Annotated in this window: 18 protein-coding genes; 5 read left to right on the plus strand and 13 right to left on the minus strand. The window is 66.6% G+C overall.

Translation table 11 applies throughout. From position 1 onward, the window contains the following. Positions 1-184 (plus strand): hypothetical protein (locus DOM66_RS16255; RefSeq protein ID WP_157959081.1); only part of this gene is annotated, 184 nt, incomplete at its 5' end. A 103-nt stretch (positions 185-287) separates the two neighbouring features. On the opposite strand, the gene murB is transcribed toward DOM66_RS16255, so the two are convergent. From murB to DOM66_RS16290, 7 genes are all read right to left on the minus strand, one after another. Next, positions 288-1,319 (minus strand): UDP-N-acetylmuramate dehydrogenase, encoded by a 1,032-nt coding sequence (murB, locus tag DOM66_RS16260; protein WP_110690898.1) that lies wholly within the window; start codon positions 1,317-1,319, stop codon positions 288-290. Beyond that, positions 1,312-1,815 (minus strand): low molecular weight protein-tyrosine-phosphatase, encoded by a 504-nt coding sequence (locus DOM66_RS16265; RefSeq protein ID WP_110690899.1) that lies wholly within the window; start codon positions 1,813-1,815, stop codon positions 1,312-1,314. Before DOM66_RS16265 ends, murB begins: the two co-directional genes overlap by 8 nt. Continuing rightward, the gene (gene kdsB, locus DOM66_RS16270; protein WP_110676660.1) at positions 1,808-2,584 is read right to left on the minus strand and encodes a 3-deoxy-manno-octulosonate cytidylyltransferase; all 777 of its coding nucleotides are present in this window, start codon (positions 2,582-2,584) and stop codon (positions 1,808-1,810) included. The genes DOM66_RS16265 and kdsB overlap by 8 nt, the downstream gene beginning before the upstream one ends. Further along, positions 2,581-2,781 carry a Trm112 family protein gene (locus DOM66_RS16275; protein WP_110676662.1) on the minus strand — a complete coding sequence of 67 codons (201 nt, stop codon included), beginning with the start codon at positions 2,779-2,781 and terminating at the stop codon, positions 2,581-2,583. Before DOM66_RS16275 ends, kdsB begins: the two co-directional genes overlap by 4 nt. A 99-nt stretch (positions 2,782-2,880) precedes the next feature. Further along, a complete protein-coding gene (gene lpxK / locus DOM66_RS16280; protein WP_110690900.1) occupies positions 2,881-3,897 on the minus strand; it encodes a tetraacyldisaccharide 4'-kinase in 1,017 nt (338 codons plus the stop codon). Next, positions 3,894-5,678 (minus strand): lipid A export permease/ATP-binding protein MsbA, encoded by a 1,785-nt coding sequence (msbA, locus tag DOM66_RS16285; protein WP_110690966.1) that lies wholly within the window; start codon positions 5,676-5,678, stop codon positions 3,894-3,896. The genes lpxK and msbA overlap by 4 nt, the downstream gene beginning before the upstream one ends. 78 nt (positions 5,679-5,756) lie before the next feature. After that, positions 5,757-8,114 (minus strand): DNA internalization-related competence protein ComEC/Rec2, encoded by a 2,358-nt coding sequence (locus DOM66_RS16290; RefSeq protein WP_245392470.1) that lies wholly within the window; start codon positions 8,112-8,114, stop codon positions 5,757-5,759. A gap of 102 nt (positions 8,115-8,216) precedes the next feature. Here DOM66_RS16290 and DOM66_RS16295 point away from each other — a divergent pair, with 102 nt between their 5' ends. After that, a complete protein-coding gene (locus DOM66_RS16295; RefSeq protein WP_110676670.1) occupies positions 8,217-8,747 on the plus strand; it encodes a DUF2062 domain-containing protein in 531 nt (176 codons plus the stop codon). Positions 8,748-8,882: 135 nt separating this feature from the next. Here DOM66_RS16295 and DOM66_RS16300 read toward each other — a convergent pair whose 3' ends face one another. Both DOM66_RS16300 and DOM66_RS16305 read right to left on the minus strand, forming a co-directional pair. Beyond that, on the minus strand, positions 8,883-9,602 hold the full coding sequence (locus DOM66_RS16300) for an ABC transporter ATP-binding protein (RefSeq protein WP_110676672.1): 720 nt from the start codon (positions 9,600-9,602) through the stop codon (positions 8,883-8,885). Next, the gene (locus DOM66_RS16305; RefSeq protein ID WP_110676674.1) at positions 9,595-10,836 is read right to left on the minus strand and encodes a lipoprotein-releasing ABC transporter permease subunit; all 1,242 of its coding nucleotides are present in this window, start codon (positions 10,834-10,836) and stop codon (positions 9,595-9,597) included. The genes DOM66_RS16300 and DOM66_RS16305 overlap by 8 nt, the downstream gene beginning before the upstream one ends. A 483-nt stretch (positions 10,837-11,319) precedes the next feature. On the opposite strand from DOM66_RS16305, the gene DOM66_RS16310 reads away from it, so the two are divergent. The 3 genes from DOM66_RS16310 to DOM66_RS16320 all read left to right on the plus strand — a co-directional run bounded on the left by DOM66_RS16310 (position 11,320) and on the right by DOM66_RS16320 (position 14,620). Beyond that, the gene (locus DOM66_RS16310; protein WP_110690901.1) at positions 11,320-12,381 is read left to right on the plus strand and encodes an agmatine deiminase family protein; all 1,062 of its coding nucleotides are present in this window, start codon (positions 11,320-11,322) and stop codon (positions 12,379-12,381) included. Positions 12,382-12,500: 119 nt separating this feature from the next. Then, positions 12,501-13,400 carry a carbon-nitrogen hydrolase gene (locus DOM66_RS16315; RefSeq protein WP_110690902.1) on the plus strand — a complete coding sequence of 300 codons (900 nt, stop codon included), beginning with the start codon at positions 12,501-12,503 and terminating at the stop codon, positions 13,398-13,400. A 275-nt stretch (positions 13,401-13,675) separates the two neighbouring features. After that, positions 13,676-14,620, plus strand: a complete 945-nt coding sequence (locus DOM66_RS16320) for a DNA replication terminus site-binding protein (RefSeq protein WP_245392471.1) — start codon at positions 13,676-13,678, stop codon at positions 14,618-14,620. 23 nt (positions 14,621-14,643) lie between these two features. Here DOM66_RS16320 and sthA read toward each other — a convergent pair whose 3' ends face one another. The 4 genes from sthA to nqrF form a co-directional block, all read right to left on the minus strand. After that, a complete protein-coding gene (gene sthA, locus DOM66_RS16325; protein ID WP_106420335.1) occupies positions 14,644-16,035 on the minus strand; it encodes a Si-specific NAD(P)(+) transhydrogenase in 1,392 nt (463 codons plus the stop codon). A 146-nt stretch (positions 16,036-16,181) separates the two neighbouring features. Continuing rightward, positions 16,182-16,439 (minus strand): (Na+)-NQR maturation NqrM, encoded by a 258-nt coding sequence (nqrM, locus tag DOM66_RS16330; protein ID WP_110690903.1) that lies wholly within the window; start codon positions 16,437-16,439, stop codon positions 16,182-16,184. Next, on the minus strand, positions 16,436-17,506 hold the full coding sequence (locus DOM66_RS16335) for an FAD:protein FMN transferase (protein ID WP_232825256.1): 1,071 nt from the start codon (positions 17,504-17,506) through the stop codon (positions 16,436-16,438). Before DOM66_RS16335 ends, nqrM begins: the two co-directional genes overlap by 4 nt. Beyond that, complete coding sequence (gene nqrF, locus DOM66_RS16340; RefSeq protein WP_110676682.1) at positions 17,503-18,735, minus strand: NADH:ubiquinone reductase (Na(+)-transporting) subunit F; 1,233 nt, start codon at positions 18,733-18,735, stop codon at positions 17,503-17,505. The genes DOM66_RS16335 and nqrF overlap by 4 nt, the downstream gene beginning before the upstream one ends. Positions 18,736-18,739 lie beyond the last annotated feature (4 nt).

Here is an 18,739-nt window from a genome sequence, read left to right on the forward strand (position 1 = left end):
AGTCGACGCCAAGGCTGATACCGTAGCGCCACAGGCAGCGACGGCAGAGAGCGCCCAGGCCGAAGAGGCTCAGCCGCAAGCCAAGGCAGACGAAGCCAATACTTCACGTCCGCCCCGCCGCCGCCGCGCGCACAACGATCCGCGCGAGAAGCGGCGTCGTGAACAGGGCAACAGCGACAGCTGATTGCGCCCACCACGCAAAAAGCCCAGACCTCGGTCTGGGCTTTTTATTGTTCGGGCCAGCGCTATCACTGGCACGCTCATTCGCGGGTGAAGCGGTGCCGGCCCTAGCTGTCGGCCTCATGCACCTGGCGCGGCTCCCGCACCAGGGTAACGCCGAAGGTGGCGTGAACGCGCTCGGCTATCGCCGCGGAGAACGCCAGCAGCTCGGCGAGATCGCCGCCGCCGAAATGCACCAGCACCAGCGCCTGGCGGGCATGAATGCCGAAGGCGCCCTGTCGCCACCCCTTGAGACCACAGCGCTCGATCAGCCAACCTGCGGCCAGCTTGACCCGGCCATCGGGCTGGGGGTAGCACGGCAGCTCGGGATAGCGCTGCGTCAACTGCGCCGCGCTCGACGCCGAGACCACGGGATTCTTGAAGAAACTGCCAGCGTTGGGCAACTCTCGCGGATCGGGCAGCTTCTCGCGACGAATGGCGCAGATGGCAGAGAAGATCTCCTCCAGCCCAGGGCTCTTCGACACACGCTCGGCGAGTACGCCATAACCCAGCTGCGGATGCGCACGACGTGACAGCCGCAGCGCCAGCCGCGTGATCACGACCTGATTGGCCAGTTCGCGCTTGAATATGCTGTCACGGTAACCGAGCGCGCAGGCCGTGGATGCCAAGCGGTGACACTGGCCGTCACGACGATCGACGAACTCCACCCAGAGCAGTACATCGCTGAGCTCCACCCCGTAGGCACCGATATTCTGGATCGGCGCGGCCCCGGCAAGACCGGGGATCAGGGCCAGGTTTTCGATTCCCCACAGCCCGCGCTCGACACACGCCGTCACCAGCGCATGCCAACTGACGCCAGCCCCCACCTCCACCACCACGGACTCACCCTCGCCCGGGGCGAAGGTGATATCGGGCAGCTCGGGCACCAGCGTCAGGCCAGCCAGGCGTGCCGGCAGCAGCAGATTGCTACCACCGCCGAGCACCGTCAGCGGCCAGTCGTTGGCATTGGCCAGACGCAGCGCCGCAGCGACCGAGGTGCTGTCCTGCGCGCACCAGAAGCGCTCGGCGATGCAGGGTAGCGCCATGGTGTTGGCGTGACTGAGATCGCGCGCATGTTCGAGCGCCTCGGGCTCACGCATCTGGCGCCACCGGGAAGCGCTGGGCGAGGCTCTCGGCCAGTCCGGCCACCGCCGCTTCGATCCGCTCGATGGCGAAGGTGAATCCTGCCTCGCCCCCGTAATAGGGGTCGGGCACGTCGGCCTCGGGCTCGCCGGCATAGTGCAGAAGCCGGGCCAACCACGCCCGACTCGAGTCCGGCGCCAGCGCCAGCGCCTGGGCGAGATTGTCGCCATCCATGACCAGTATCTCGTCGTAGCGGTCGAAATCCTCGCGCACCAGCTGGCGGGCACGCAGTTCGCTCAGGTCGACCCCCCGCTCCCGCGCCGCCCGCTGGGCACGTAGATCCGGTGGCTGACCGACATGCCAGGCGCCGGTGCCGCAGGAGTCGACCGCGACCCGCTCGGTCAGGCCCAGCTGCGCCAGGCGCTGACGCAGCATGCCCTCGGCGGTCGGCGAGCGACAGATATTGCCCATACAGACGAACAGCACCCGGTAACTCGGCTCACGTTCAGCCATGCGCACCCCGTGCCGCGAAGTGCTCGCGCACCCGCTCCAGGTCTTCCTGAGTATCCACGCCTCCGGGATAGGGCGAGGTGACGTCAGCGACCTGGATCAGATGCCCCTGCTGCAGCGCGCGCAGCTGCTCCAGCTGCTCCAACTGCTCCAGCGGCGCCGGCGGCCAGGTCACGTAATCGGCCAGAAAGCCGGCACGATAGGCGTAGAGACCGATATGCCGACGCCAGGCATCGGTCTCCAGCAGCGTCGGCGGCTGGGTCTTCCAGGCGTTGCGATCCCACGGGATCGGTGCCCGCGAGAAGTAGAGGGCGCGTCCGCTGAGATCGGTGACCACCTTGACCACATTGGGATTGAATAGCGTCTCCACATCGAGGATCGGCTCGGCCAGTGTGGCTATCGAGGCGCGCGGATCGCCTGCCAGGCGCTGCGCCACCAGATCGATGGCCGCGGCCGGCAGCAGCGGCTCATCGCCCTGCACGTTGACCACCAAAGTGTCGGCGGCCAGCGCTAGCGCCTCGGCGACCTCGGCCAGGCGATCGGTCCCGGAGGGATGATCGCCGCGGGTCATCACGACCTCGGCGCCGAACGCCCGCGCCGCGGCCTCGATCCGCGCATCATCGGTGGCGATCACGATCCGCGCAGCACGACTCTCGCCGGCGCGCTGCCATACGTGCTGTACCATCGGCAGGCCAGCGATCTCCATCAGCGGCTTGCCGGGCAGACGGCTCGAACCGTAGCGGGCCGGAATGACGACGACGAATTCACTCATGGTGCCGGCGCCGCCTTACCGAGCTTCTCCTCGGTGGTCATCACCCGGGCCTCACTCTCGAGCATCACCGGGATGCCGTCACGGATCGGATAGGCCAGCCCGCTGACCGAGCTCTTGAGCTCGTTGCGCTCGCGGTCGAAGGTCAGCTCGCTGTGGCTGACGGGACAGATCAGCATCGCTATCAGTTCCTTGTCCATGGTCTCTCCTCGTGGCGATTCGGAGCGGACGGGTGTCCGCGGAATGTCTCATGCGACTGGCGTCTTTCATTCGGCCGCTGCGCCGGCGTGGCAGGATAACTAGGATGGCCGTTGCCACTGATCGACGCACGCCGCCCACCACCGCTCGAAGCCGTCATCCGGCGCGGCGATCACGTCCAGCACCCAGCAGCGCTCGTCGGCGAAGCCGCGGCACTTGACCCCATCCTTGGCCGTCATCACGATCGGCCGGTCGCCCTCGGGGAGGTCGGCGGCGCTGAAGTCGTGGTGATCGGCGAAGCGATGAGCACGGTGCGTAACGCCCAGCGCCGCCAGCGTGGCGAAGAAGCGCTGCGGATGACCGATCCCCGCCAGCGCCTCCACCGGCGTATCGGTGGCGAACGGCGGCTGTTCGATCGGCCGGGTCTCGCCGCTGAGCAGATGGCGCCAGGCGCGGGGACGCACCTGCATGGCGAAGCGCGGCACACCGGGCGCGTCACGCTTGGACAGCGGACCGAGCCCGCCGTTACCGATCAGGGCATCGACCGCTGCCAGGCGTTCGAGGGGCTCACGCAGAGGGCCCCGTGGCAGGCAGTGGCGATTGCCGAAGCCGCGCTCACCGTCGACCACCGCGATCTCGAGTGTCCGCCCCAGGGCATAATGCTGCAAGCCGTCGTCCGCCAGCAGCACGTCGCAGCCGCGCGACTCGATCAACGCCTGGGCGGCCCGCGGCCGACGCGGGTCGACCGCCACCGAGACGCCACTCTGCTGCGCCAGCATCAGCGGCTCGTCGCCGCTGTGTGCCACCGGCGTCGTGGGCTCGACCAGCAGCGGATAGGCGGGCGCCTTGCCGCCGTAGCCCCGCGACACGATGCCAGGACGCCAGCCCTGCGCCACCAGCCACGCGGCCAGCCAGGCGACCAGCGGCGACTTGCCGGTACCGCCCACGCTCAGATTGCCCACCACCACCAGCGGCACCGGCGGCTGCCACACCTCACGTCGACCCTGCCGATAGGCCGCACGGCGGCGGCGGACGACGCCGCGGTAGAGCACCTCGAGGGGTTGGAGCAGCGCCAACCAGGGGGCGCCCTGATACCAGGCGCGCTCGAGTGGCGTCACGTCTGCTCCTGAAACTGAAGCTTATAGAGCGAGGCATAAGCGCCCTCCTGGGCCAGCAGCTCGGCGTGGGTGCCGTTCTCGATCAGCTCACCCTGCTCCATCACAACGATGCGATCAGCGCGCTCGATGGTCGACAGACGGTGGGCGATGACGAAGGTGGTACGCCCCTGGCAGACCGTCTCCAGGGCCTGCTGGATATAGCGCTCGGACTCGGTATCCAACGCCGAGGTCGCCTCGTCGAGGATCAGTATCGGCGCATCCTTGAAGATCGCGCGGGCGATCGCCAGGCGCTGACGCTGGCCACCGGAGAGCATCACGCCGTTGTCGCCGACCAGGGTGTCGTAACCCTGCGGCAGGCGCTCGATGAACTCGTGCGCATAGGCAGCCTTGGCGCTGGCGATCACCGACTCTCTCGATGCGTCAGGAGCGCCGTAGGCGATATTGCCAGCGATCGTGGTATTGAACAGCGTCACCTGCTGCGAGACCAGCGCGATCTGCTGGCGCAGCGGGGACAACTGGTACTCCTGGATATCGATGTCGTCGATCAAAATGCGCCCGGCGGTGGGCCGGTAGAAGCGCGGCAGCAGGCTCATCAGGGTCGACTTGCCACTGCCCGAGCGCCCGACGATGGCTACCATCTGCCCTGTCGGCACCTCCAGATCGATGCCCTTGAGCACCTCGGGCTGATCCTCGTCATAGGCGAAGCGCACCCCCTCGACACGTACCCGGCCAGCCAGGCGGTGCGGCACGCGCTCGCCCTCGTCGACTTCGGTCGGTCTGCCGAGCAGCCCGAACAGCTCCTGGGAGGCGGAGAGCCCCTTCTGGATGATGCTGTTGACGTCGGTCAGCGAGCGGATCGGCTTGGCCATCAGCGACGCGGCAGTGATGAAGGCGACGAACTCACCGGGAGTCATGGCGTTCATCAGCTCGGGCGCCATCGCCAGCCACACCAGGCCAGCGAGGGCCAGCGCCACCAGTAGCTGGATCACCGGTGTGCTGGTGGCCTTGGTCATCGCTTCCTTGATGCTCTGCTCGCGGTTGTAGTTGCTCGCCGCCTCGAAGCGGCGCTTCTCGTACGCTTCGGCCCCATGGGTGCGCACCACGCGATAGCCGGTCAGCGCCTCGGAGGCGACATGCGTGACCTCCCCCATCGAGTTCTGGATGCGCCGGGAGATACGCCGGAAACGCTTGCTGGTGTAACGCACCACCAGTCCGATCAGCGGCGTCACCGCCAGGAAGATCAGCGTCAGAAGCCAGTTGGTCCACAGCAGATAGCCGATCAGACCGATGACGAAGAGTCCCTCGCGCAGGATGACGGTGATCGCGTTGGTGGCCGCGCCGGTGACCTGGTCGACGTGATAGGTCACGCGCGAGATCAGGTGACCGCTGGAGTGCATGTCGAAGAAGCGCCCCGGCAGATGCAACATATGGTTGAAGACGTTGCATCGCAGCTTGTGCACCACGTTACGCGCCACGTTGCTCATGTAGAAGGTGCCGAGGAAGGTACCCACGCCCCGTGCGGCGAACATCATGATCACGAACAGCGGCAGAAAATAGCGGAAGTCGGCATCGGGATGCTGAATACCGTCGATCAACCGCTTCATCATCTCTGCCAGCGCCGTACTGGAAGCGGCATAGATCGCGTAGCCCAGCACCGCCAGCGCGAATGAGCGCCACTCCGAGTGCACGTAGGTGAGAAGGCGTCGATAGAGTGCCCAACTGGAAGCTTGTGACACGGTAACTCCGTTCGACTGGATAGAGAGAGCGTCGCCCGCGAACATACGGGCCCAGCAGACGGCCGGGCCAATGCCGGCGCGGGGCGATAACCACCAGGCCAGCGACACGCGCCGCGGGCGCATTCAGGGGCTGGATTCTACCCCAACATCCCCGGCGTCGACAGTCGCCCGGCGTGACCATCCCGGATGACGCTGGGTCTCGACCTCGATCCCGCTCGCGCTCAGCACGAACCGCACGGCACCGTCGTAGGCGGTGTTCCAGATGCGGCTGCCCACCGCCTGGAAACGCGCCACCACCGCCGGCCTGGGGTGACCGAAGGGGTTGCCGCGACCACTGCTGAAGACCACCTCACGCGGGCGCGTCGCCGCCACGAAGCTCGGCGCCGAACTGGTGGCACTACCGTGGTGACCGGCCACCAGCAGATCGATACGCCCCACACCCAGACGTGGCAACAGCTGGTGGCGTTCGATGGCGACCCCGGCGTCACCCGTGATCAGCACCCGTCGCGAGCCGAGCGTAACCAGCAACACGCAGGAGCGATCATTGCGCGACAGCGCCTCGGCGTCCGCCGGTGGCGACAGAAACCGCCAGCTGGCGCCATCCGCGCGCCAAGCCTCACCGGCAACACACGGACGCGATGGCAGGCCAAGGGTATTGCCACGCGGCGCCCACCAACGGTCCACGCGGTGCTGCGCCCGCAGTGCCGGCACCCCGCCGGCATGGTCGCGGTCGCTGTGGGTCACCACGACCGCATCGAAGTGCTGATCCGGCGGCCACAACAGCGTCAGCGGCATGAAGCCGGAGCCGAAACGCGGCCCGGCGTCCACCAGCACGCGCTGATGGCGACTGCGCAGCTCGACCAGTTGACCCTGGCCAACGTCGTAGACCGTCACCACCAGCGTGCCTGGGGGCAATAGCGGCGCGCGCAGCAGGGCCACGCTCACCAGCAGCAGCACGCCGCCCCAGAGGCGTAGCGTAGTGGCAAGGCCCGGCAGCAGCCAGAGCAGCGCCCACAGCAGCAGCGCCAGGGCCAGCGGCCAGTGCCACCACGCTGCAGGCTGCCACAGCGGCACGACCTGGGCGCTCCAGGCGAGCGCCGCGGCCACGCTCCGGGCCAGCAGATCGAACGGTGCCCACACCCAGCCGGCCAGCATGGGCCAGGCCACTAAGAGCCAGCCGCAGAATCCCAGCGGCACCATCAGACTCCCCACCACGGGTACCGCCAGCAGATTGATCAGCGGCGCCGCCGGCGCCAGCCGACCGAAGGCTAGCAGTACCGCCGCCGCCATCACCGGTGCCAGCAACCATTGGGTGCGCAGCAGTGCCAGGCACCAGCCGCGCACCCCGCGCGGGCGCGGCCTCCCCGACCAGGCCAGGATCAGTACCGCTACCGCAGTGAACGAGAGCCATACGCCTGGCAGCCACGGCGCCATGGGATCGGTGATCACCACCAGGGCCAGGGCCAGCCACCACGCCTGCCACCAGCCCGGGGCATGACGCCCGCTGGCCACCCACAGGCCGATCGCGGTCATCAGTGCGGCCCGCAGCGTCGGTGGCGCGAAGCCGGCAAGACCGGCGTAGGCGAACGCCGCCAGCGCCGCCCCCGCCCAGGGCCAACCGGTCAGCCGCCAGGCATCGGGCACCAGCCAGCGTGCCAGGCGCCGCAGCAGCCACAGCACCAGCGCCGCCACCATCCCCACATGGAGTCCCGAGATCACCATCAGGTGAGTCGTGCCGGTAGCGTTGAGCAACGCCCAGTCATCCGAGGTCAGACCAGCGCCGGCGCCCAGCGTCAGCGCCGCCAACCAGCGCTTGCCGAGGGCGCTCATCGGCACCTCCGCCAGACTATCGAGCGCCGCCTGGCGCAACGAGAACGCTGCCGGCGCCAGACGCTGAGCCGTCTCCGTCGCGCGCACGTAGCCCAGGGCATGGATACGCTCCCGGCGCAGCCAGGCGGCGTAGTCGAAGGTGTCCGGATTGGTGAAGCCCAGCGGCGGGCGCAGGCGCGCTGTCAGTACCCAGCGCTCCCCCGCGACCAGAGTGTTGTCGGCGTACCAGGAGAGGCGCACCCGCCCCAGCGGCGGGCAGGCGATATCCTGCGCCAGCGCCTCGCACCGGGTGACACCCAGTTCGAAGCGGGTACGCCGGCCGTCGCGCGCGAGGTTCTCGACCACGCCCCGAAGGCGGAACTCCTGCCCCGCCAGGGCCTCGCCTAGCCGCCCTGCCCGGTCATGGGCCAGCACGAGCGCGCACCAGGCAGCCACCAGCAGACATAGCCCGCCGCCCACCAGCCCCCTGCGACCAGTCCACCCCGTCGCCCGCGCCAGCATCGCACCCAGCAGCAGCAACACCCCCAGCAGCGCCAGCCCCATCCCGGTGGCCGCGGGTAGCGCCTCGCCAGCCAGGGCGCCACCGATCGCCGCCAGGGCCAGCGGCATCGCCAGGCCCGGACGCCATGCCCTACAGAGCGCTGTCATCATCCCCGGATGCCGGCGTTGGCCGGCGGTAAAGGCCGCTGCAAGACATGGCGAGCCCTCGGCGTTGTATGGATAATGGTCACTCTTCGTCCAGCGAGCGGTCTCATGCCTCGTCGATGGTTACAACGCTACATCCCCAGTCAGGAGAGACTGCAGCGCACACGCTCACTGCGCTTCATGCACCACATGCTGGGCGACCCCGCACTGTGGATCCTGTCGCGGCGCAGTGTCGGCAACGCCTGCATGGTCGGGTTTTTCTCGGCGATGCTGCCGATCCCGTTCCAGATGGTGCTGGCAGCCTTCGGTGCCTACTGTTTCCGTGGCAACCTGCCGCTCTCGGTGAGCCTGGTCTGGATGACCAACCCGCTGACCATGCCAGTGGTGTTCTACTTCAACTACCGGGTCGGGGCCTGGGTCATGGACTACCCTGCGCGCCACGTGCCCGACCACATCACCACCGCCTGGATCGCCGGGCAGATGGCCCATATCGTGGTCCCGCTGTTCGTCGGCTCGATCCTGGTCGGGCTGGTACTGGCGCTGTCGAGCAATCTATTGGTGCGCCTGATCTGGCGCTGGCAGATCGCCCGCAGCTGGCGCCGCCGGGCACGCCATCGCGCCCGGCGCCAGCGCCACTGATCGCGTCCCGGCGAGAACGCGCCTCCCGCTTCACGCCTCCCGATGAGAGCTCTCACGGCACGCCCCAAAACGACGCCGCCCTGAACGATTGATCGTCCAGGGCGGCGCGGGCTTTAGTCAGTCGTGCTCGCGGTGTCAGGCGGGCGTCAGTCGCCCCTTGTCGAGGCGCAGCTTGCGATGCTGATGATCGGCAACCGCTGGATCATGGGTGACCACCACGAAGGCGCACTCGGTACTCGAGGCGAGCTCATCCATCAGTGCGAGTATGTTCGACGCGGTGGTCTGGTCCAGATTGCCGGTGGGCTCGTCCATCAGCACCAGGCTGGGATCGGTGACCAGCGCCCGCGCGATCGCCACGCGCTGACGCTCACCGCCGGAGAGCTCTCCCGGCTTGTGGTCACCGCGCGGCGCCATGCCCACCCGGGTCAGCAGCTCCAGCGAGCGCGCTATCGCCGCCTTGCGCGACTGCCCGCGGATGATCAGCGGCAGCGCCACGTTCTCGGCGGCGGTGAACTCCGCCAATAGATGGTGGAACTGGTAGACGAAGCCGACGTAGCGATTGCGGAAGCGCCCCAGCGCCGCTTCGCCGAACCCCGCCAGCGAACGCCCGCCGATCACCACCTCGCCGCCGCTGGGACGGTCGAGCCCCCCCAGCAGATTGAGCAGCGTGGTCTTGCCAGACCCCGAGCTGCCCACCACCGCCACTCGCTCGCCCGCCGCGACCTGTAGATCGAGATGGTCGAGCACGGTGATGTCCTGCGGCCCTTCGCTGTAGACCCGGGTCAACTGCCGGCAGTCCAGCATCGGCTCGCCATGTGCCGCCCCAGACCTGCGATCGATGGATACATCACTCATAGCGCAGCACCTCCGCGGGCTGGATTCGAGCCGCCCGCCAGGCGGGATAGAGCGTCGAGATGAAGGTCAGCACGAAGGCGCTGGAGACGATCACCCAGACATCGTCCCACTCCAGTCGCGACGGCAGATAGCTGATGAAATAGACGTTGGGGTCGAGGAACTGGATGCCGGTCACCGACTGGAACCAGGCGATGATGTCCGACACACTCAGCGCCAGCGCGATACCCGCGACCACGCCAAGCACGATGCCGATGATGCCGATCGCCAACCCCTGGACCACGAAGATGCCCATGATCGAGCGCGGCGTCGCACCGATGGTGCGCAGAATGGCGATATCGGCGTGCTTGTCGGTGACCACCATCACCAGGGTGGAGACGATATTGAACGCCGCCACGGCCACGATCACCATCAGCAGCAGGCCGATCATGTGCTTCTCCATCTGAATCGCCTGGAACAGATTGCCGTGGGTGTAGGTCCAGTCCAGTCCGCGATAGCCGGCCCCCAGCGAGCTGACGATATCGCGAGTCACGGGGCCGGCCTTGAACAGGTCATCGAGCTCCAGACGCAGGCCATCGACCTTGTCGCCGAGACGCGCCAGCGCCTGCATGTCTTCGATGTTGGCATAGGCCAGGTTGGCGTCGAGATCGGCGCCCACCTTGAAGATGCCGCTGACGGTGAAACGCTTGAGCCGCGGGAAGACGCCGCCCGGCGTGATCGAGGCTTCCGGCACCAACAGCGTCACACGGTCGCCGACCCCGACGCCCAGATTGCGTGCCAGCAGGTCGCCCAGAATCACGTTCCAGCTTCCCGGCGTCAGGTCATCGAGGGAACCGGCCTGCATGTGCTTGCCGATGATCGACACCTTGCGCTCGTACTCGGGCTGGATACCGGTCACCAGCGCCCCCTGGGTGCGCCCGCCCGCGGAGAACATGCCCTGTTGCCGCACGTAAGGCGCTACTGCGACGACGTCACGATGGTGGCTCACCCGCTCGGCCAAGGCCTTCCAGTCGCGCATGCCACCCATCTGCTCGATGCGTGAATGCGGCACCATGCCCAGCACACGCGTGCGCAGCTCGTGATCGAAACCGTTCATCACCGAGAGCACCAGGATGAGCACCGCCACACCCAGGGCCAGGCCCAGCATGGAGGTCAACGAAATGAAGGAGATGAAGTGGTTACGGCGTTTGGCCCGGACGTATCTCAGGCCCACCAGAAAGGGTAAACGGTCGAGCATCAGGTTGGGTTCCTTGTCAGCAGCGCCTCATGTTACGGGTTTTGATGCGCCCCGCAAACGCTTGATCCGGGCCGCTGTTCCGCGCGACATCCGGCAAGCGTCATCGCATTGTCAACCATCGAGAACAGACTCGTAGCCTCAGGCGCCTCCGCCCGTCGCGACAGCCAGTGAAAGGTGGGCCAGGCCTGCCACGCGGAGCGCGCTATCGCCCGGTCAGAACAGTCTTGGGTAACCGTCGAATAGGCCGCCATGCGACACCGCCGCGCAGCCGAGGCGAGCCAATCGGCCAGGAGACAGACACCGCTCGGCGTGAAATTCCACAGCTTGCTAGACTGGCGATCAGAGCTGAGACGCTGCCAGGCCGTCAGAGGTTCCCTGCCGACGCTGACATCGCGCTTGCATCGCCCCGGCCAGGCTCTAAAATGCCGCGTCCTCCGGCATCCGTGCCACCCTTCGCCGCCACCATCCGCCATGGAGACCGCCTTGACCCCGCGCCTGCTTCCGGAGTGGCATCCCCAGGATGCCGTGCAACTCACCTGGCCCACGCCCACCAGCGACTGGGCGCCGCTGCTCGACACCATCGAAGCGACGCTCGAGGCGATGGTGGTGGCGATCGCCCGCTATCAGCCGGTGCTGGTGTGCGTCCACGACGCCATCCAACGCGAGCGACTGACGCAGCGTTTCGACGCCCTCGGCGTCGACCCGCAGCGACGTGCCCTGGTCATCGCCGACAGCGACGATACCTGGGCCCGCGACCATGGGCCGATCGCCGTCTCCCGCGACGGCGCGATCAGCCTGCTCGACTACGTCTTCACCGGCTGGGGCGGCAAGTTCCCGGCCACACGCGACGATCGACTCAGCCGCGCGCTGGCCGCCCAGGGCGTGTTCCAGGCGCCGTTGACGAGCCAGGACCTGGTCCTCGAGGGCGGCGCCATCGAGAGCGATGGCGAAGGCACGCTACTGACCACCAGTGCCTGTCTGCTCAACCCAAACCGCAACCCGGCGCTCGACCGTGCCGCGGTCGAAGCGCGCCTGTGCCGGGATCTCGGCGCCTCACGGGTGCTGTGGCTCGAGCACGGCCATCTCGAGGGCGACGACACCGATAGCCACATCGATACCCTGGCGCGCTTCTGCGATGCCGCCAGCATCGCCTACGTGCGCTGCGACGACTCCGAGGATCCGCACTACGCCGAGCTCGCCGCCATGGAGCGCGAGATTCAAGATCTGCGTCGCGAAGATGGCTCGCCATATCGACTCTTCGCGCTGCCCTGGCCAAAGGCCTGCCACGATCCCGACGACGGTCACCGCCTGCCGGCCACCTACGCCAACTTCCTGATCATCAACGGCGCGGTGCTGGTACCGACCTATGGCGACGCCGCCGACTTCCGCGCCCTCGAGGTACTGAAGGCGGCGTTCCCCGACCGTGATCTGATTCCGATCGACTGTCGTGCCGTGATCCGCCAGCATGGCAGTCTGCACTGCCTGACCATGCAGTTGCCCCGCGGATCGCTGGCGCCCACGCTGTTCTCGGCGGACGCCGACTGAGTGAGCACCGCCCAGCAGCGTGTCGCCGCTGTCGTCAGTGCACGACGATCACCGCATCATGGTCATCGCATCGCCACCGCATGACTGCTACCGCACTATTGCCACCACAAGGAGGAGGCATGTCCCAGACACTCAAGGTCGGCCTGGTTCAACAACAGGCGTGGCCCGACAAGCAGCAGAGCCTTGCCGTCAGTGCCGAGGGTATCCGCAACCTCGCTGCCCAGGGCGCTCAGCTGGTGCTGCTGCAGGAGCTGCACGCCACGCACTACTTCTGCCAGTGCGAAGATGCGGACCTGTTCGATCTCGCCGAGCCACTGGACGGCCCGACTGCGCAGACCCTGGCCGAGCTGGCACGCGAGCTCGACATCGTCATCGTCGGCTCGATCTTCGAGCGCCGCGCCGCCGGGGTCTACCACAACACCGCAGTGGTCATGGATCGCGCCAAGGGGCGCGTGGGCCACTACCGCAAGATGCACATCCCTGACGATCCGGGCTTCTACGAGAAGTTCTACTTCACCCCCGGTGACGGCGACGAGCGCCAGGGCTTCGAGCCGATCGACACCTCGGTGGGTCGCCTCGGCGTGCTGGTGTGCTGGGACCAGTGGTACCCGGAAGCCGCACGCCTGATGGCACTGGCGGGTGCCGATCTGCTGCTCTATCCCACCGCGATCGGCTGGCATCCGCCGGACGATCAGCCCGAGAAGCAGCGCCAGAAGGATGCCTGGACCCTGATCCAGCGCTCCCACGGCGTGGCCAATGGCCTGCCGGTGGTGGTCGCCAATCGGGTCGGCCATGAGCCGGATCTGACCAAGGTGAGCGACGGCATCGACTTCTGGGGCGGCAGCTTCATCTGCGGCCCGCAGGGTGAGCTGCTCGCTCACGCCGGCGAAGAGAGAGAAAACCTCCTGGTCGAACTGGACATGCGCCGCAGTGAGCAGGTGCGCCGCATGTGGCCCTACCTGCGCGATCGCCGCGTCGACGCCTATGGCGACCTGACCAAACGCTACCGCGACCGCTGAACGACCGCGTGCACCGGACGGCCGGCCGTGCTCACGTCACGGCCGGCCAATGTCCTCATGGCCGAGGGCATCACCCGTTCACCGCACCCCACGGATCTCTCCCTGTCAGTTCGTGATGTCGCCGCCGGAGCTCTCCCTCAGGGCGAGTCGTCATCGGCGCCCAGACACACACCACCACACCTGCCGAACCCTCATGCCCGGCAATCCGCTATCCCGACGTTGAACTGGCTATAAGATAACGGTATAAACTGATCAAAAACGTCGCGGAGTGGCTTATGGAACTGCAATACCAGCTGCTGGCCGAGCTGGAGTCGGATTTCGACGAATTGATCGCCGCCGCCGATCAGCTTGCCAGCACCTACGCCGAGGCGCCGACGCCGGCCTGGGCACTGGGCGACGTCGCCATCGATGCCGCCTGGCTCCGCCGAGCCCTGACCGACTTCTGGTACCAGGATGGGCAAGATGGGCGCGAGACGCGCAGCTATATCGGGCTGATCGTCGCCAGCCCCGAGCTGATGACGGCGGTCGAGACGGTCAACGCCGCCAAGGCGCGCTTCGCTGCCACCCTCAAGCACATTCGCGAAGCCGCGCCGCGACTGGTGCCCGAGATCAAGGCGGTGCTGCCCTTTCGCCATCCGGCGCTGCACGATCATCTGCGCGGCCAGGGCTTGGCGCGGCTGCATCTCAAGCAGTGCTGGCGCCAGCTGCCGATCGCCGATGCCCCGGTCTCGCGGGTACGCCTGGCGTGGTATACCAGCGGCCGCTCGATCAAGCGTCTGAGTGTGGCCGACGCCGAGGCGCGGCTGGCACGCATGGACACCGCCGGCGCCCATATCCGCATCCAGCTGCGCAAGTTGGGCAACATTCCCAGCGACGAGCCGCTGGCGCAGATCCAGAACCAGGCTCCGGTGATGCGCGCCAACCTGTTCTTCCGCGAAGCGCTGGCGGATGGCCGTCAGCGGCGCGCCATGAACCTGCCGCTGCCGCTGTTCATCCCCGACCCGACCCTCAGGCTGCCCGACCACAACGCCCCGCCGCTACAGCCACCAGCGAGTCGCACCCGGGCCAAGCGTTCGGACCAGCGCCTGGAAGACGAACCTTTCCTGCCCAGCCTGCGCGTCTACCGCTACCGCAACCCGGCGCTGCAACTGGCCGAAGCGCGCGAGCAGGCCTCAAGAGGGCCAGCAACACCAGCGCCCGGCGAGGAGGCCGGGCGCTGAGGGCGAGCCGTCAGCCGCGCACGTCAGAACAGCCGATTGAGTCCGTTCTGCGCGGCAATACGATAGGCCTCGGCCATGGTGGGATAATTGAAGGTGGTATTGATGAAGTAGCGCAAGGTGTTGGCTTCGCCCTGCTGCTGCATGATCGCCTGACCGATGTGTACGATCTCGGAGGCCTGGTCACCGAAACAGTGAATCCCCAGGATCGCGAGGGTTTCGCGATGGAACAGGATCTTGAGCATACCGGCGGTGTCACCGGTGATCTGCGCCCGCGCGGTATCCTTGAAGAACGCCTGGGCCACTTCGTAGGGCACCTTGGCCTCGGTCAGCTCGCGCTCGGTCTTGCCCACCGAGCTGATCTCCGGAATGGTGTAGATCCCGGTGGGAATATCGTCGACGAAGCGGAAGTCGCCGCCCAGAAACTCGTCACTGGCGTTGCGCCCCTGATCGTAGGCGGCGCTGGCCAGGCTGGGCCAGCCGATCACATCGCCCACCGCATAGATGTGCGGGATCGCAGTGCGGTAGTGATCATCGACCTGCAGCTGGCCGCGGCCGTTGGGCTCGAGGCCGATCGTCTCCAGACCCAGCTCGTCGGTGTTGCCGGTACGCCCGTTGGCCCACAGGAAGGCATCGGCGCGCAGCCGCTTGCCCGACTCGAGATTGACCACCACCCCCGATTCGTCACCCTCGACGCTGCGATACTCCTCGTTGTGCCGGATCAACACACCGTTGTTGCGCAGCTCGTAGGAGAGCGCGTCGCTGATCTCGTCATCCAGGAACGACAGCAGCCGCTCACGGGTGTCGATCAGATCGACCTTGACCCCGAGCCCCGAGAAGATCGAGGCGTACTCGGAGCCGATCACCCCGGCCCCGTAGATGATCAGCGTGCGCGGCGTGTGCGACAGCCCGAGGACGGTATCCGAGCAGTAGATACGCGGATGGCGGAAATTGACGTCCGCCGGCCGATACGGGCGCGAACCGGTGGCGATCACGAACTGCCGCGCGCTCAGCTCCTCGACACCCTCGTGGTTGTCACGCACCACCACGGTGTTCTCATCGCGGAAGCGTGCGGTGCCGAAGAACAGGTCGATCCGGTTGCGCGAATAGAACTTGGTGCGCAGCTCGACCTGCTGGTCGATGGTGACCCGCGAGCGCTCGAGCACCTTGGGGAAAGAAAACCAGCGCGGCTCGCCGATATCGCGGAACATGCGGTTGGTGTTGAACTGCATGATCTGCTTGACCTGATGCCGCAGCGCCTTGGAGGGTATCGTGCCCCAGTGGGTGCAGTTCCCGCCTACCGACGACTGTCGCTCGACCACCGCGACCCGCTGGCCGTGCTTGGCCGCATTGATGGCGGCACTCTCCCCGGCGGGGCCCGAACCGATCACGACGACATCGTAGTTGTAGACTGCCATGGATTTCGCCTGCTCCTTGACTTGGCTAATTCTGAAGATGGTGGGCAAAAACGCCGGTGCGGTCGTCATCGCGACCGCACCGGACCGCCAGTCGGCGGGTATCGACTCTCGAGACGGCAACCGGGGCCACCATACGGCGGCCCGACTCAGCGCTTGATGGCGTCGTAACCGAGATCGGCGCCACGATTCTCGTCGCTGCGCCGACGTGCGCCCACCGCATTCTTGCGGCTCTCCTCCTCGCACACCTGGTCGTTGCCACCGCAGATGTCACAGCCGTTCTTCAATCCCAGGGTGTTGAGTCCCCCACAGGAGCCACTGATCGGCTTGCGCCCCACAATGACCCCGATCGCCATGCCGGCAACCAGCAGCAGCATGAGAGCGAAGGCCAGAATCCAGATCATCATGATTGCGTCTCCTCATCGGCGTCCGCGAGATAGGCCTGAAAGGCGTCGGATGCCCGCGTCTCGAACCCATCGGCCGTCTTGACCACCAGATAGACCGCGAGCTTTTCCCGCTGGGCCATCTGCATGCCCGCCTCGGGACCGAGCACGTCGATCGCCGTGGCCAGGGCGTCCGCGGTCATGCAGTCAGGGGCGATGACCGTCACCGACACCAGATGGTGCTTGATCGGCCGCCCGGTGCGCGGATCGATGGTATGTGAATAGCGCTCGCCGTCATCCTCGAAGTAGTTGCGGTAGTCCCCCGAGGTGGCGACGGCGGCAGCGTCGAGTTCAATGATACGCTGCACGCTGCGCTCGTACGAGATCGGTTTTTCCACCGCGATCCGCCACGGCTCACCGCCGGGCTTGTCACCATGGGTGCGGATCTCGCCGCCGACCTCGACCAGATAGCGCTCGACCCCGGCGGCCTCGAGCGCCCGGGCTGCCTGATCGACACCATAGCCCTTGGCGATCCCCGAGAGATCGACATAGACCGGTTTGGTCTTGGTCAGGGTATTGCCGTCGAGCTCGAGCGCGCGGTAATCCACCGACTTCAGGGCCTGGGCGATCTGGGCGTCATCCGGCACCCGATCGGGATGCTTGTCGGGGCCGAATCCCCACAGATTGACCGCATTGCCCACGGTGACATCGAAGGCGCCATGGGAGAGTTTGCCGATACGGATCGCCTCGCGAATCACCGCTGCGGTCTCCGGCGACAGCGTGAAGGGCTCACCCACCGGCGTGCGATTGAAGCGCGACAGCTCCGAGTCCGGCTTGTAGGTCGACATCAGCTGGTCGACCTGCTGCAGCGCCGCCTTGACCGAGTCCTCGATCTGCGCAAGCTGAGCGTCGTCGTAGTCACCGTAGAAGGTGATGTGGAAGCCGGTGCCGTAGATCGGCCCCTCGAGCCGATAGGACTGCGGTTCACGCTGGCAGCCGGCCAGCACCACGGCCATCGCCATGACCAACGACAGCAGGGCCAACCCCCGAAGGATTGGCCCTGCCATCTTGCGCGTGGGTCGCGGCGTCATCCGCCGAAGTCATCCAGCATGATGTTCTCCGGCTCGACCCCGAGATCGGTGAGCATCTTGATCACCGAGGCGTTCATCATCGGCGGCCCGCACATGTAGTACTCGCAATCCTCCGGCGCCGGATGGTCCTTGAGATAGTTCTCGTAGAGGACGTTGTGGATGAACCCGGTCGGGCCCTCCCAGTTGTCCTCCGGCTGCGGATCGGAAAGCGCCAGGTGCCAGTCGAAGTTGTCGAACTCCTCGGCCAGCTGGTCGTACTCTTCGTTGTAGAAGGTCTCGCGCCAGGAGCGTGCACCGTACCAGAACGACATCTTGCGCTTGGACTTGAGACGCTTGAGCTGGTCGAAGATATGGCTACGCATCGGTGCCATGCCGGCGCCACCACCGATGAATACCATTTCGGCGTCGGTATCCTTGGCGAAGAACTCGCCGAACGGCCCCATGACCGTGACCTTGTCACCCGCCTTGAGACTGAACACGTAGGTCGACATCAGCCCCGGCGGATGGCTCGACTTGGGCGGCGGTGTGGCGATACGGATGTTGAACTTGAGGATACCCTTCTCTTCCGGGTAGTTCGCCATCGAGTAGGCACGAATGATCTCCTCGTCATTCTTGTGCGAGATGTTGAACAGCCCGAACTTCTCCCAATCGCCGCGGTACTCCTGCTCGATATCGAAGTCGGAGAACTTGACGTCGTAGGGCGGTGCCACCAGCTGCACGTAGCCGCCGGCACGGAAAGCCACTTCCTCCCCCTCCGGCAGCTTCAGGTTGAGCTCCTTGATGAAGGTGGCGACGTTGGGGTTCTCGATGACCTCACACTCCCACTTCTTCACCCCGAAGACCTCGTCGGGCACGCGGATCTTCATGTCCTGCTTCACCGGCACCTGGCACGAGAGACGCCAACCCTCGTTCTTCTCGCGCATGGTGAAGTGCGACTCCTCGGTGGGCAGGATCGAACCGCCGCCCTCCTGGACCCGGCACTTGCACTGCGCGCAGGTGCCACCGCCGCCGCACGCCGACGACAGGAAGATGCCATTGGCGGCCAGCGTCTGCAGCAGCTTGCCGCCGGCCTGGGTGGTCACGGTGTTGTCGGGATCGCCATTGATCTCGATCGCCACGTCGCCGCTGCTCACCAGCCGCGAGCGCGCGGCCAGGATCACCGCAACCAGACCCAGCACGATCACGGTGAACATGACGACGCCGAGCACGATGATAGATGTATCGACCATGTCG

This window comes from Salinicola endophyticus (assembly GCF_003206575.1).
Lineage (GTDB): Bacteria > Pseudomonadota > Gammaproteobacteria > Pseudomonadales > Halomonadaceae > Salinicola > Salinicola endophyticus.

Coding starts and splice junctions, on each gene's coding strand:
- DOM66_RS16275 (WP_110676662.1), bottom strand. CDS start 2,781: ATGGACAAGGAACTGATAGCGATGCTGATCTGTCCCGTCAGCCACAGC.
- msbA (WP_110690966.1), bottom strand. CDS start 5,678: ATGTTCGCGGGCGACGCTCTCTCTATCCAGTCGAACGGAGTTACCGTG.
- nqrF (WP_110676682.1), bottom strand. CDS start 18,735: ATGGTCGATACATCTATCATCGTGCTCGGCGTCGTCATGTTCACCGTG.
- DOM66_RS16315 (WP_110690902.1), top strand. CDS start 12,501: ATGTCCCAGACACTCAAGGTCGGCCTGGTTCAACAACAGGCGTGGCCC.
- DOM66_RS16290 (WP_245392470.1), bottom strand. CDS start 8,114: ATGATGACAGCGCTCTGTAGGGCATGGCGTCCGGGCCTGGCGATGCCG.
- kdsB (WP_110676660.1), bottom strand. CDS start 2,584: ATGAGTGAATTCGTCGTCGTCATTCCGGCCCGCTACGGTTCGAGCCGT.
- murB (WP_110690898.1), bottom strand. CDS start 1,319: ATGCGTGAGCCCGAGGCGCTCGAACATGCGCGCGATCTCAGTCACGCC.
- DOM66_RS16320 (WP_245392471.1), top strand. CDS start 13,676: ATGGAACTGCAATACCAGCTGCTGGCCGAGCTGGAGTCGGATTTCGAC.
- DOM66_RS16295 (WP_110676670.1), top strand. CDS start 8,217: ATGCCTCGTCGATGGTTACAACGCTACATCCCCAGTCAGGAGAGACTG.
- nqrM (WP_110690903.1), bottom strand. CDS start 16,439: ATGATGATCTGGATTCTGGCCTTCGCTCTCATGCTGCTGCTGGTTGCC.
- DOM66_RS16305 (WP_110676674.1), bottom strand. CDS start 10,836: ATGCTCGACCGTTTACCCTTTCTGGTGGGCCTGAGATACGTCCGGGCC.
- DOM66_RS16335 (WP_232825256.1), bottom strand. CDS start 17,506: ATGACGCCGCGACCCACGCGCAAGATGGCAGGGCCAATCCTTCGGGGG.
- sthA (WP_106420335.1), bottom strand. CDS start 16,035: ATGGCAGTCTACAACTACGATGTCGTCGTGATCGGTTCGGGCCCCGCC.
- DOM66_RS16300 (WP_110676672.1), bottom strand. CDS start 9,602: ATGAGTGATGTATCCATCGATCGCAGGTCTGGGGCGGCACATGGCGAG.
- DOM66_RS16265 (WP_110690899.1), bottom strand. CDS start 1,815: ATGGCTGAACGTGAGCCGAGTTACCGGGTGCTGTTCGTCTGTATGGGC.